Source organism: uncultured Bradyrhizobium sp. (assembly GCF_936943645.1).
Lineage (GTDB): Bacteria > Pseudomonadota > Alphaproteobacteria > Rhizobiales > Xanthobacteraceae > Bradyrhizobium.
Window position 1 is genome coordinate 1 of record NZ_CAKZJO010000034.1, and the last position, 13,072, is coordinate 13,072.

A 13,072-nucleotide genomic window follows, 5' to 3' on the forward strand; every position below is an offset into this window, starting at 1 on the left:
CTCGCGCTGCGCGCGATCGACCCTCCCCCTCCAGGGGAGGGTAAGAAGCGCTCCGCCTACCGCGGAGCCATGCGGATGGCGCCGTCGAGACGGATGGTCTCGCCGTTCAGCATCGCGTTCTCGACGATGTGCACGGCGAGCGCGCCGTATTCCTTGGCATCGCCAAGACGCGAGGGATGCGGCACCTGCGCGCCCAGGCTCTTGCGGGCTTCCTCGTTCAGGCCCATCAGGAGCGGCGTGAAGAACAGGCCGGGCGCGATGGTGTTGACGCGGATCTTCTGGCTGGCGAGATCACGTGCGGCCGGCAGGGTCAAACCAACGACGCCGCCCTTCGAAGCGGAATAGGCGATCTGGCCGATCTGGCCTTCATAGGCCGCGACCGAAGCGGTGTTGATGATGACGCCGCGCTCTTCACCAACCGGCTCGATGGTGACGAGACGCTCGGCGAACAACCGCAGGCAGTTGAAAGTGCCGATCAGGTTGACGTTGATTATGCGGGCGAACTTCTCGAGCGGATAGACGCCGTCGCGGCCGACGATGCGCTGCGAGCCACCGATGCCGGCGCAGTTCATCAGCACGCGCGCAACGCCGTGCGCGGCTTCCGCCTTGGCAATCGCCGCCTTGATCTGCTCCTCGGAGGTCACGTCGGCATGAAGCGCGACGCCCTTCACCTCGGCGGCGACCTTCTCGGCGTTGTCCTTGTTCTGGTCGATCACGCCGATCTTGGCGCCCTTGGCCGCCATGGCGCGGGCGGTGGCTTCACCGAGACCGGAACCACCACCGGTGATGAGAACGGCTACGTCTTTCAATTCCATCGCTAGTACCTTTCCTCTGCCTTTTCCTTGGGCGTTTCTTCTCTAAACTTTGAGAGTGATGGCCGGATTATCCGGCCGCGGCAGCTTCCCCGGCTTGCGTGAGGATGCCGCCGCAGATCAGCGTTTCCATGTGCCTGATGTATTGCCGGCAAACGTCATCGGTGACCGGACCGACGCCGGTCGCGCGAGACATCGCGTGCCGGCCGAAGAACAGGTGATCGCAGGCGCCGATCAGGCTGGTGTAGAACAGCACCGGATCGGTGGCGCGGAATTCGCCGCGGCTGACGCCCTCGGCGAGCAGGCGGCGGTGAAAATCCAGCAGCGGCGCAACGAAGAACTTTGAGACTTCATCCGCGGAGCCCGCGCTGGTCTCATGGAGGAGATAGTGGATCAGCCGGTTCATATAGGGGAACCGGTGATAGGCGCGGATGATGCCGGCGATGTGCAGCTTCAGCTTCGCCGTCGCCGTGATGGGCTGCGCCAGGAGATATTCGAGATTGGACATCTCGGTCGCAGCGTCCCGCGCGAGCAGCGCCAGCAGCAGGCCGTCCTTGTTGCCGAAATGATATTTGACCAGCGCGGCGTTGGCGCCCGACTTCTGCGCGATGTCGGACAGCGAGATCTCGATCGAGGAACGTTCGATCATCAGCTCGCTCGCGGCCACGAGCAATTTCTCCGCCGTGGAATTCCTTCCGCTCGGGAGCCTGGTCGGTACGCTGGTAGCCACGGAAGATCCCTGTTCGCCGCTCGAAGCGGGGCGCAGATAAGCTCAAGCAGCGCCTCATCACAAGAGTTAATTGATCGATTGACTAAACGATCTCCCGTCCCTTAAATCCGTCCCCGACAACCAACCCAAGCAAGAATTCAGGGAGAAACCGACATGGCCGAGGCTTACATCGTCGCCGCCGCGCGTACCGCGGGCGGGCGCAAGGGGGGCCGCCTCGCCGGCTGGCATCCGGCCGACCTCGCCGCGAAGGTGCTGGACGAGCTGGTCGATCGCACCAAGGTCGATCCGGCCCTGGTCGAGGACGTGATCATGGGCTGCGTGATGCAGGTCGGCGAGCAGTCCAACAACGTCGCGCGCAACGCGATCATGGCCTCGAAGCTGCCGGAGAGCGTGCCGGGCACCTCGATCGACCGTCAATGCGGCTCCTCGCAACAGGCGCTGCACTTCGCCGCGCAAGCCGTGATGTCCGGCGCGATGGACGTCGTGATCGCCGCCGGCGTGGAATCGATGACGCGCGTGCCGATGGGCCTGTCCTCGCAGCTCGCCGCCAAGAACGGCTTTGGCCATTACAAGAGCCCGGGCATCGAGGCGCGCTATCCGAACATCGTGTTCAGCCAGTTCACCGGCGCCGAGATGATGGCCGAGAAGTACGGCCTGTCGAAGGATGACCTCGACGAATATTCCTACAACAGCCATCAGCGCGCGATCGCGGCAACGCAGGCCGGTCACTTCAAGAAGGAGATCGTGCCGCTCGAGATTACCCGCGCCGACGGCAGCAAGGACACCCACCACATCGACGAAGGCATCCGCTTCGACGTCACCCTCGACGGCATCAAGGGCGTCAAGCTGATCGCCGAGAACGGCAAGCTCACCGCGGCCAGCGCCAGCCAGATCTGCGACGGCGCCTCCGGCGTGATGGTCGTCAACGAGCGCGGCCTCAAGCAGCTCGGCGTGAAGCCGCTGGCGCGTATCCATCACATGACCATGACCGGCGGCGATCCCGTCATCATGCTCGATGCTCCCTTGCACGCGACCAAGAAGGCGCTGGAGAAGGCCGGCATGAAGGTCGACGACATCGACCTGTTCGAGGTCAACGAGGCCTTCGCCTCGGTGCCGACCGGCTGGCTGAAGACCACCGGCGCAGATCCGGCGCGCCTCAACGTCAACGGCGGCGCCATCGCGCTCGGCCATCCGCTCGGCGGCTCCGGCACCAAGCTGATGACGACGCTGGTCCACGCCCTGCACCAGCGCGGCAAGCGTTACGGCCTGCAGACCATGTGCGAAGGCGGCGGCATGGCGAACGTGACGATCGTGGAGCGGCTGTAAGCCGATACGTCGCCACACAAACGGTGTCGTCCCGGACAAGCGCGCCACAAGCGCGCGCCGATCCGGGACCCATAACCACAGGAGACTGTGGTTATGCTGCGCCGGAGCTCCATCTCGTTTCAACAACCGCGTCCTGTGGTTATGGGTCCCCGCCTTCGCGGGGACGACACCTTGCTTGCCGCGAGACCTCCCAAATGACCCACCCCTCCATTCACGCCAAGACCACGCCCGACAAGATCGCCTATCGGATGGCCGGAACCGGCAAGGCGATCACCTATCGCGAGCTCGACGAGCTCTCGAACCAGGGCGCGCAGCTGTTTCGCTCGCTCGGACTCAAGGCCGGCGACCACATCGCGCTGTTGATGGAAAACCGCCTCGCCTTCATGGAGCTGTGCTGGGCCGCGCAGCGGAGCGGGCTGTATTACACCGCGATCAGCCGCTATCTGAAACAGGACGAGATCGAGTACATCATCGCCGATTGCGGCGCCAAGGTCGTGATCACGACGCCGAAATGCGCCGACCAGATCAAGGGCCTGATCAAGGGCGCGCCCGGCGAGCCGGTCTTCTACATGATGGACGAGCCTCTCGCCGGCTTCCGCTCCTACGACAAGGAAGCCGCCGCGCAGCCGACCACGCCTGTTACGGACGAGGTCGCCGGCTACGACATGCTGTATTCTTCGGGCACCACCGGCCGCCCGAAGGGGATCAAGAAGGCCTTCGAAGGCAACAAGATCGACGTCCCCAACGCCTTCCTGCGCGTGCTCTGCGCGGACATGTGCGGCATGAATGCAGACAGCACCTACCTCTCGCCGGCGCCGCTCTATCACGCAGCGCCCTTGCGCTTCAACATGATGGCGATCGTGCTCGGCGGCACCTCCATCATCATGGAGCATTTCGACGCCGAGGAATTCCTCAAGCTGGTCGAGAAGTACAGGGTCACGCAGTCCCAGCTCGTGCCGACCATGTTCGTGCGCATGCTCAAGCTGCCGGACGAGGTGCGCACGAAGTACGACGTCTCCACACTGAAGGGCGCGATCCACGCCGCCGCACCCTGCCCGGTCGACGTGAAAGCCAAAATGATCGAGTGGTGGGGCCCGATCCTGATCGAATATTACGCGGGCTCGGAAGGCAACGGCGTCACCGTCTGCAATTCGCAGCAATGGCTGGAGCATCGCGGCAGCGTCGGCCGCGCCGTGGTCGGCAAGATCAAGATCCTGGACGAGAACGACGAGGAGCAGCCGGTCGGCGAGATCGGCACGGTCTATTTCGCCGACGCGCCGGCGTTCACCTATCACAACGATCCCGAGAAGACGAAGAAGGCCTACAACGCCAAGGGCTGGTCGACGCTCGGCGACGTCGGCTATCTCGACAAGGACGGCTTCCTGTTCCTCACCGACCGCAAGTCCTACATGATCATCTCCGGCGGGGTGAACATCTACCCCCAGGAGACCGAGGACGTGCTGATCACGCACCCCGACGTCGCAGACGTCGCCGTGTTCGGCGTGCCGAACGAGGAAATGGGCGAAGAGGTGAAGGCGGTGGTACAGCCGCACGACATGAGCCGCGCCGGCAAGGCGCTGGAGGCCGACCTGATCGCCTACTGCAAGGGTCGTCTCTCCGCGATCAAGTGTCCGCGCTCGATCGATTTCGAAGCCGAGCTGCCGCGCACGCCGACGGGCAAGCTGGTGAAGCGCCATCTGCGCGATAAATATTGGCCGAAGACGGCGGCGAAGATCTGAGGCTCTCTTTCTTACCCTCCCCTGGAGGGCCCCTGGAGGGGCAGGGCTATCGCATGTGGAAATCGCGAGTCTCTTCCGGAGCTTAGCCGGCAATGTGCTTGCGCGACGCTGCCAAGCAGCGGAATCGGATCGAGAACAAAACGGAATCGAACCGCGAAGCTGGAGCGACACTTCTCGAACGTGTGCTTTACAAGTGTCGACAGCGCTTTGCTTTTTCCCATATGCGATAGCCCTGCCCTCCAGGGGAGGGTGGGAGCCTCCGGCGAGGCTAGTGCGGCTGTCCCGCAAACACCCGATCCAGTGCCGCGTCATAGGTTGCCTGCACCAGCTCCGGATGCAGCTTGGCCAGCGCTTCCATCATCACGCCGGAATTGATCTCGAGCACGCGCCAGTCGCCGTCGACGCGAACTATGTCGATCGATGCAAAGGTGATACCGATGGCGCGCGCAGCGTCGATCGCAAGCTTGGCGCAGGCCGCGCGCATCTCGCCATCCTCCAACAGCACCGGCTTCGCGCCGGCGTCGAGATTGTGCCGCCAATCCGTGCCGCGCTGCTTGCTGTAGACGACCAGCGGCACGTCATCGAGCAGGATCACGCGGACCTCGTCTTCGATCGCGACATAGGGCGAGATCACGAGCCCCGTGCTCATCGCAAAGACCTCGCCGGTTGCGTGGTCGAGCTCCGCCTCGGTCGTCACTTTGAACACCGCGCGCCCCGAGGTCCCCTCGTTCGGCTTCACCACCACGCCTTGCGGATTGTCGCGCAGCAGGTCCAGCATCGCCTTTCGCCAGTCGGCGCCAACGACCTTCTCGCCCAGCTTCGGGTTGAGGGAGAGGTGATGCGGAATGCAGCGCACGCCCGCGATCGCCAGCGCCTCCGATGTCGCCGATTTGTCGTTGGCGAGGCGATGCGCGATGGCGCTGTTGAGGCCGATGTCGTAGCCGAAGGCGAAGCGCCGTGCCTCACCGCTGTTCATCGCGATCAGCCAGCCGCCGGCGCGGACTTCGACCGCGATGCCGTGGCGTGCGCAATAGTGTCTGATCGCCTGAACGAAGATTCGCTCGCCGCTCGCCATCTGCCTCAACCGCTGCTCCTGGCGCCAAAAGCCGCAAAAATGCGGGGATCGGCGCCAAACCGGGATGGAAATCAGAGCTATTCTTAATGAAATTCTCGCGAGCGCGACGGAAATTAAGTGCTGCCATCGAGCCCTTCAGGGAAAAGAAATTGCCCTCGCCGCAGGCCGGGCAGCAGATTCATTAATGATGCGGCCAGTTCTGCTGCAAATGCCGGTTTGATCGGCATCAATTGCATCCGAAACGAGGTTGATTATTGGTCTCAATGGCGTAGATCACACACGCGAAATCCTCCGCCATGGCAATGGTGTCCGCCCCGTTTTCAGGGCCGGGCAACGCTTTTGCCCCTAAAACCGCAGACATTCGGAATATCGAAAATCATGAGCGCGTTTTACCGAGAGAAGGTTCTTTCCGTTCAGCACTGGACCGACACGCTGTTCAGCTTCCGCGCCACGCGCGACACCGGCTTCCGTTTTCAAAACGGTCAGTTCGCCATGATCGGCCTCGAGGTCGACGGCCGTCCGCTGCTGCGTGCCTACAGCATGGCGAGCGCCAACCACGAGGAAGAGCTCGAGTTCTTCTCGATCAAGGTGCAGGACGGCCCGCTGACCTCACGCCTGCAGAAGATCAAGGAAGGCGACACCATCCTGGTCGGCCGCAAGGCGACGGGCACGCTGGTCACCGACAACCTGCTTCCCGGCAAGCGGCTGATGCTGCTCTCGACCGGCACCGGCCTTGCGCCCTTCGCCAGCCTGATCAAGGACCCCGAGGTCTATGACCAGTTCGAGTCGATCGTGCTGGTGCATGGCTGCCGCCAGGTCTCCGAGCTCGCCTATGGCGAGAAGCTCGTCGCGAACCTTCGCGAAGACGAGCTGTTCGGCGAGCTGCTCGCGGACAAGCTGATCTACTACCCGACCGTGACTCGCGAGCCGTTCAGGAACCGCGGCCGCATCACCGACCTCATCAACTCCGAGCAGATCTTCAACGACATCGGCCAAGGCCCCCTCGACATCGCAACCGACCGCGTCATGATGTGCGGCAGCCCGGGGATGCTCGAAGAGCTGAAGGTGATGTTCGAGGGCCGCGACTTCATCGAAGGCTCCGGCAACAAGCCCGGCCATTTCGTGATCGAGAAGGCGTTCGTCGAGCGCTGAGTTTTGTTCGTCGTCTCGCCGAACACTTAGCCATCCACTCCGCCGTCGTCCCGGACAAGCGCGCCCTCAGGCGCGCGCCGATCCGGGACGACAGCTTGGCGTGTGGAAACCAGTGTGGCCCACCCCTAAAAGCCCCTCTAACCCTTTCCTCCACCACCCCTCTGTTGCACTGCAAAAGCCTATCCTCTCGGCTGATTGATTTGTCACGGCCGATTTCGCTAGCCTGAAACAAGGGCCGCGTCATATCCGTATGACAGGCGAGGGCGTATCGTACCGCCTCATGCTGGCGAGAGGATCGGATCGTGGCCGACGACAACAAGACTCAGCAATCCCCCAAACGCCTGCCGCTGGCGGAGGAGGGGATCATGGAAACCCTGCTGCTGCCATTCTCGCCGCGCTTCATCGTGCTGACGATCTGCGCGGTCGTCACCGCGCTCCTGATCGGCATCGGTATCGTCGATCGCAAGATCTTCGACATCCTGCTGGTCCCGATCCTGATCTTCGGTGCGCTGACGCTGCTCGGCGTCCGCGATCTCCTGCAGAAGAGCCACGCGGTGCTGCGCAACTATCCGATCGCGGCGCATATCCGCTTCCTGCTCGAAGAGATCCGCCCGGAGATGCGGCAGTATTTCTTCGAGAGCGAGAAGGACGGCATGCCGTTCTCGCGCGACACCCGCGCGGTGGTCTATCAGCGCGCCAAGATGGAGCTGGACAAGCGCCCGTTCGGCACCCAGGAGGACGTCTATCGCGAGGGCTATGAGTGGATGCATCACTCGGTCTCGCCGAAGACGCATGCCCAGGAGAAATTCCGCATCAGCATCGGCGGGCCCGACTGCGCAAAGCCCTATTCGGCCTCGGTGTTCAACATCTCCGCGATGAGTTTCGGCGCGCTCAGCCCCAATGCGGTGCGGGCGCTCAATGCCGGCGCCAAGAAAGGCGGCTTCGCGCATGACACCGGCGAGGGTGGTGTCAGCCCCTATCATCGCGAGATGGGCGGCGACATCATCTGGGAGATCGGCTCCGGCTATTTCGGTTGCCGTCATCTCGACGGCACCTTCGATCCCGAAGCGTTCGCGCGAGTCGCGACCGACGACCAGATCAAGATGGTCGAGCTCAAGGTCAGCCAGGGCGCCAAGCCCGGCCATGGCGGTGTGCTGCCGGCGGCGAAGGTCTCGGAGGAGATCTCGAAAATCCGCGGCGTCGCGATGGGCGAGGATTGCATCTCACCGGCCTCGCATCGCGCCTTCTCGACGCCCGTGGGCATGATGCAGTTCATCGCCGAGATGCGCCGCCTGTCCGGCGGCAAGCCGGCCGGCTTCAAGCTGTGCATCGGCCACCCCTGGGAATTCCTGGCGATCTGCAAGGCGATGCTTCAGACCGGCATCTATCCCGATTTCATCGTGGTCGACGGCAACGAAGGCGGCACCGGCGCGGCCCCGCTGGAGTTCATGGATCATCTGGGCATGCCGATGCGCGAGGGCGTCAATTTCGTCCACAACGCGCTGATCGGCATCAACGCGCGCGACCGCATCAAGATCGGTGCGTCCGGCAAGATCGCCACCGCCTTCGACATGGCGCGCGCGATGGCAATCGGCGCGGACTATTGCAACTCGGCGCGCGGCTTCATGTTCTCGCTCGGCTGCATCCAGTCGCTGAGCTGTCACACCGACCGCTGTCCGACCGGCGTCGCGACGCAGGATCCGACCCGGGCACGCGCCCTCTACGTGCCGCTCAAGATCGATCGCGTGCACAATTATCACCACGCGACACTGCATTCGCTGACCGAGCTGATCGCCGCCGCCGGCCTCGAGCATCCGCAGCAGCTGCGTCCGATCCACTTCACCCAGCGCACATCGACCACCGACGTGAGATCCTTTGCGCAGCTCTATCCGGCGCTGCGTCCGGGCGAGCTGCTCGAAGGCACGGAAGACCCGCGCTTCCGCGACGCCTGGCGGATGGCGCAGGCCGACACGTTCCAGCCGGCGCTGTAGGCGCGGCGCTCGCCCCACTGCGATACCGCGCAAGGCACGTCGCGAGCAGAGCGGGCCTTTAACGTTTGGTTCAACTTTGGGTGTAGATTGTGCCCATGGACGAACGACGCGACAAAGCAAGGCATCGCGTGCTGAAGGCCGGAACGATCGAGTTCGGCGGCGGCGCGATCGACTGCACCGTGCGCAACCTGTCCGACACCGGCGCCGCGCTCGACGTCACCAGTCCCCTCGGCATTCCCGAGCATTTCACCCTGTTCGTCCAGGCCGACGGCACCCATCTGTCCTGCACCGTGGTCTGGCGCAAGGAGAAGCGGATCGGCGTGCGATTCGGGTAGGGCCTCGTTGCCTGCTGCGTTTTCAGCTGTCGTCCCGGACAAGCGTCAGCGCAGATCCGGGACCCATACCGCGTGATCTGTCGATCGCGGTTGGTGGCAGTACCGAATAGCGGCTCTTCGCCAAACCACGTCCTGGGAGTATGGGTTCCGGATCGGCGCGCTCGAGGCGCGCTTGTCCGGGACGACGAGCGGGGATTGGAGCGGCAGCATGCGCCACACCAGCGCGCGCACGCGCGCCGCCGCTCAATCACCCCGTCTCGACCTCGCTCAACCGGCTCGCGAGGATCTTGTCGATCCTGCGTCCGTCGAGGTCGACCACCTCGATGTGCCAGCCGCCGAAGTCGAAGGCGTCGCCGACAGCGGGCAATGCGTTGAATTGTTGCAGCACCAGCCCCGCCACGGTGTTGTAACGGTGCGGCGGCAATTCGATGCCGAGCAGCTCGCCGAATTCGTCAACCGGCATCCAGCCTGCGATCAGCAGCGAATCGTCGGCGCGCTTGACGAAGGCCGGCTCCGGCGGTCCCTTCTCGGAATGGAAGGCGCCAACGATCGATTCGAGAATGTCGGCCGCAGTCACCATGCCTTCGAAACCGCCATATTCGTCGTAGACGAGACCGACGTGAACCGGGGCGGCCTTCAGGATGGTCAGCACGTCGCGCGCGTCCGCCGACGCCGGAATGCCGGGCGCCTCGCGCACGAGCGCGCGCAGGTCGGGTTCGCGGTCGTTCATATAGGCAACCAGGAGATCCTTGGCCTGGAGCACGCCGATCGGCTTGTCGCGGTCGCCGTCGGAGACGGGAAAGCGCGAATGCGGGCTGCCCGCGATGACGGCCTGGATGGCGGCGGGATCGTCATTCAGGTCGATCTCGTCGACCTCCGTGCGCGGCGTCATGACCGCGCCGACCGGTCGGTCGCCGAGCCGCATCACGCCGGCGATCATTTCCTTCTCGCCGGGCTCGAGCACGCCTGCGCTCTCGGCTTCGCTGACGAGATGATGGATCTCGTCCTCCGAGACCTTCTCCTCGGCCTTGCCGCCGCGGCCGAGCAAGGTGAGGATCAGCTTGCCGGAGAGGTCGAGCAGAAAGACCAGCGGCAGCGAGACCTTCGCGAGCACGTGCATGGCCGGCGCAACTCTCACCGCGATGCTTTCGGGATCGCGCAGCGCCACCTGTTTCGGCACCAGCTCGCCGACGATCAGGGTGGCGTAGGTGATGAGCGTGACGACGATGCCGACGCCGACGATGTCGGCGATGCCGGAGGACAGGCCGAGCTCGATCAGCCATTGCGTCAGCCGCTGTCCGAGTGTCGCGCCGGAGAACGCGCCGGAGAGCACGCCGACCAGGGTGATGCCGATCTGCACCGTCGAGAGAAACTTGCCGGGATCGGCCGCCAGCGTCAGCGCCCGCTCGGCACCGCGCACGCCCTTGGCTGCAAGCAGCGACAGCCGCGCCGGGCGGGACGAAACCACGGCCAGCTCGGACATGGAGAGCAAGCCGTTGATGACGATCAGGACGACGACGATGACGAGTTCCAGCGAGAGCATGATGTTCCGGAGGTAAGCAAGTGTGGCCGGATGGCAGCACAAGCCATTGATATAGGTATTCGGCGAGGAAGTGCCGGCAATTCTGCGCATTCGCAGCGCTGGGAACCCATGTCCCACGCGCTTCTGGAGCCCTCCGCGACGACCTGACGCTCCGCGGAACTACGGATTGTTGCTTAACGACCCCTTAGTGGACGCTGGGTAGGTTTTCGACATTGCAGAAATCCATTCGGGGGACCCAAGATGCGCATCGGGAAACTTTTCGCGCTGTCGATGCTGACGGTGACGGTTTTCGCGGTCATCCTCGGCGCCGAAGTGCTGATACCGCAGACCCGCATCTTCACGAACCGCTCCGACGCGATCAAGACCGTCGATGCTTTCGGTGCGATGCTGACGGTCAGCCAGCACGTCGCCGGGCTTCGTGCGCCCTACATCTCACCGATCTTCCAGGAAGGTGCTGCGACGCCGGCCCAGAACGAAGCTGCCGGGAAGGCCGCGAAAGCGGCCGATGTCGGCTTCGAGGCCGCACGGCGCGCCATCATGGTGCTCGATGACAGCGCGGCGATGATCGACACCCTGGATCGCACCGCCCGTCGGCTCAAGGACGTCACCACGGCAGCGGATCGCGCGATGAGTGTTCCCCTGGCGGCGCGCGACAGCGCTGTGGTCAAGGGCTTCCTGCCCGCCGTTGCCGAGATCATCAACAATATCGAGCCGATCATGAACCGGCTCGAAGGGCAGGTCGTCAACGCCGATTCCTCGCTTGCGGCGCTCTTGAGCCTGGCGCGGACGGCGCAGGATCTGCGCGTCTCGGCCGGCAGCCGCGCCGCCACGCTGTCGCCGGCACTATCCGCGCGCCGTCCGCTCGTGGCCGCCGAATTCTCGCTGATGGACCGCATGCAGGGACGTGTGGAAGCCGACCGCGAGCGCATCGAAGCCGGCATGCAGCAGCTCGGCAATCCGCCCCGGATCGCCACCGCGCTGAAGGCGGCAACGGAGTCCTATTTCGGCAAAGCCGCGCCGGTCGTGGAGAAGGAGATGCCCGCGGCGAGGGGGGACGGGAAGTACGGCGTCAATGCCGAGGAGCTGGCGACCGTCATCGTCCCCGCCATCCAGATGTTCTACGGCGTGCGCGACGCCGCGCTGGCCGAAGCGGCCGAGCGCGCCTCGGCTGCGCGCAGCGGCGCCTTGGCGATGCTCGCGCTGGCGGGGGTCGCCGTGCTTGCCTTGCTCGGAACGCTCGCCGGCGTGACCATGATGCTGCGCAGCCGTGTGGTGACGCCGCTCGGCCGGATTGCGGACGTGATCGGCAAGCTCGCCGCCGGACAGCACGAGGTCGAGATCCCCGCGACGGGGCGCGATGACGAGATCGGCCAGGTGGCAGGCTCGCTGCAGCACTTCAAGGATTCGCTGCTCGCCAAGAAGGCTGCCGACGAGGCGTCCGCGGTCGAGGCCGATGCGAAGCTGCGGCGCAGCCAGCGCATGGATCAGGTCGCGCGCGACTTCGAAGCCATGATCGGCGATGTGATCAACACGGTGTCGTCGGCCTCGTCGGAGCTCGAAGCGTCCGCGGGAACGCTGACGAGCGCGGCCGATCAATCGGAAAAGGTCACCGCGACCGTCGCGGCCGCCTCCGAACAGGCCTCCACCAACGTGCAGACCGTCGCCTCGGCAGCCGAGGAAATGGCCTCGTCGGTCGACGAGATCAGCCGCCAGGTGCAGGATTCCGCGCGCATCGCCGGCGAAGCAGTGCAGCAGGCCGGGCGGACCAATGACCATGTCGGCGAGCTCGCCCGGGCCGCGGGACGGATCGGGGACGTCGTCGAGCTCATCAGCCAGATCGCAGGCCAGACCAATCTTCTGGCCCTCAATGCCACCATCGAGGCCGCGCGTGCTGGCGAGGCCGGGCGCGGCTTCGCCGTCGTCGCCTCCGAGGTCAAGGCGCTGGCGGAGCAAACCGCCAAGGCCACCGGCGAGATCAGCCAGCAGATCTCGGGAATCCAGACCGCGACGGAGGAGTCCGTCGGTGCCATCAAGGCGATCGGCGACACCATCACCCGCATGTCCGAGATCGCATCCGCAATCGCCTCGGCGGTCGAGGAGCAGGGCGCCGCGACGCGGGAGATTTCCCGCAACGTGCAGCAGGCCGCACGCGGCACCCAGCAGGTCTCCGCCAGCATCGTCGACGTGCAGCGCGGCGCGAGCCAGACCGGCTCGGCGTCCTCCAACGTGCTGGCGTCGGCCAAGTCGCTGTCCGGCGAAAGCACCCGCCTCAAGACCGAGGTCGGCAAGTTCCTGGATGCGATCCGCGCGGCATAGGTTCACCTCTCCCGCTTGCGGGAGAGGTCGCGCCGAAGGCGCGGGTGAGGGCT

10 protein-coding genes are annotated in these 13,072 nt (G+C 64.7%); 6 read left to right on the top strand and 4 right to left on the bottom strand.

Annotation, left to right across the window (positions count from 1 at the left end; genetic code table 11):
- Positions 1-56: 56 nt before the first annotated feature.
- Positions 57-815: an SDR family NAD(P)-dependent oxidoreductase gene (locus Q0743_RS03830; protein ID WP_097657345.1), complete on the bottom strand. Its 759-nt coding sequence runs from the start codon at positions 813-815 to the stop codon at positions 57-59.
- Between the two features lie 67 nt (positions 816-882).
- Positions 883-1,485: a TetR family transcriptional regulator gene (locus Q0743_RS03835; RefSeq protein ID WP_298240267.1), complete on the bottom strand. Its 603-nt coding sequence runs from the start codon at positions 1,483-1,485 to the stop codon at positions 883-885.
- Positions 1,486-1,695: 210 nt separating this feature from the next.
- Between Q0743_RS03835 and Q0743_RS03840 the strand changes: the two genes are divergently transcribed.
- Together Q0743_RS03840 and Q0743_RS03845 are read left to right on the top strand one after the other, a co-directional pair.
- Positions 1,696-2,868: an acetyl-CoA C-acetyltransferase gene (locus Q0743_RS03840; RefSeq protein ID WP_298240261.1), complete on the top strand. Its 1,173-nt coding sequence runs from the start codon at positions 1,696-1,698 to the stop codon at positions 2,866-2,868.
- A gap of 194 nt (positions 2,869-3,062) precedes the next feature.
- Positions 3,063-4,607 carry an acyl-CoA synthetase gene (locus tag Q0743_RS03845; RefSeq protein WP_298240262.1) on the top strand — a complete coding sequence of 515 codons (1,545 nt, stop codon included), beginning with the start codon at positions 3,063-3,065 and terminating at the stop codon, positions 4,605-4,607.
- 268 nt (positions 4,608-4,875) lie between these two features.
- Here the strand turns inward: Q0743_RS03845 and Q0743_RS03850 are convergent, their stop codons facing one another.
- Positions 4,876-5,682: a RimK-like protein gene (locus Q0743_RS03850; protein ID WP_298240268.1), complete on the bottom strand. Its 807-nt coding sequence runs from the start codon at positions 5,680-5,682 to the stop codon at positions 4,876-4,878.
- A 378-nt stretch (positions 5,683-6,060) separates the two neighbouring features.
- Here Q0743_RS03850 and Q0743_RS03855 point away from each other — a divergent pair, with 378 nt between their 5' ends.
- The 3 genes from Q0743_RS03855 (at position 6,061) to Q0743_RS03865 (ending at position 9,160) form a co-directional block, all read left to right on the top strand.
- Entirely contained in the window at positions 6,061-6,834 is a 774-nt protein-coding gene (locus Q0743_RS03855) for a ferredoxin--NADP reductase (RefSeq protein WP_298240263.1), read from the top strand.
- Positions 6,835-7,199: 365 nt separating this feature from the next.
- A complete protein-coding gene (locus tag Q0743_RS03860; protein ID WP_298240269.1) occupies positions 7,200-8,825 on the top strand; it encodes an FMN-binding glutamate synthase family protein in 1,626 nt (541 codons plus the stop codon).
- Between the two features lie 95 nt (positions 8,826-8,920).
- Positions 8,921-9,160 (top strand): PilZ domain-containing protein, encoded by a 240-nt coding sequence (locus Q0743_RS03865; RefSeq protein WP_298240264.1) that lies wholly within the window; start codon positions 8,921-8,923, stop codon positions 9,158-9,160.
- 247 nt (positions 9,161-9,407) lie between these two features.
- Here Q0743_RS03865 and Q0743_RS03870 read toward each other — a convergent pair whose 3' ends face one another.
- A complete protein-coding gene (locus Q0743_RS03870; protein WP_298240265.1) occupies positions 9,408-10,703 on the bottom strand; it encodes a hemolysin family protein in 1,296 nt (431 codons plus the stop codon).
- A 240-nt stretch (positions 10,704-10,943) separates the two neighbouring features.
- Here Q0743_RS03870 and Q0743_RS03875 point away from each other — a divergent pair, with 240 nt between their 5' ends.
- Complete coding sequence (locus Q0743_RS03875; RefSeq protein WP_298240266.1) at positions 10,944-13,019, top strand: methyl-accepting chemotaxis protein; 2,076 nt, start codon at positions 10,944-10,946, stop codon at positions 13,017-13,019.
- Positions 13,020-13,072 lie beyond the last annotated feature (53 nt).

Excerpts from the sequence above, each read along its gene's own strand:
- Q0743_RS03830 (WP_097657345.1), bottom strand. The coding sequence starts at position 815 with ATGGAATTGAAAGACGTAGCCGTTCTCATCACCGGTGGTGGTTCCGGT.
- Q0743_RS03840 (WP_298240261.1), top strand. The coding sequence starts at position 1,696 with ATGGCCGAGGCTTACATCGTCGCCGCCGCGCGTACCGCGGGCGGGCGC.
- Q0743_RS03845 (WP_298240262.1), top strand. The coding sequence starts at position 3,063 with ATGACCCACCCCTCCATTCACGCCAAGACCACGCCCGACAAGATCGCC.
- Q0743_RS03850 (WP_298240268.1), bottom strand. The coding sequence starts at position 5,682 with ATGGCGAGCGGCGAGCGAATCTTCGTTCAGGCGATCAGACACTATTGC.
- Q0743_RS03855 (WP_298240263.1), top strand. The coding sequence starts at position 6,061 with ATGAGCGCGTTTTACCGAGAGAAGGTTCTTTCCGTTCAGCACTGGACC.
- Q0743_RS03860 (WP_298240269.1), top strand. The coding sequence starts at position 7,200 with ATGGAAACCCTGCTGCTGCCATTCTCGCCGCGCTTCATCGTGCTGACG.
- Q0743_RS03865 (WP_298240264.1), top strand. The coding sequence starts at position 8,921 with ATGGACGAACGACGCGACAAAGCAAGGCATCGCGTGCTGAAGGCCGGA.
- Q0743_RS03870 (WP_298240265.1), bottom strand. The coding sequence starts at position 10,703 with ATGCTCTCGCTGGAACTCGTCATCGTCGTCGTCCTGATCGTCATCAAC.
- Q0743_RS03875 (WP_298240266.1), top strand. The coding sequence starts at position 10,944 with ATGCGCATCGGGAAACTTTTCGCGCTGTCGATGCTGACGGTGACGGTT.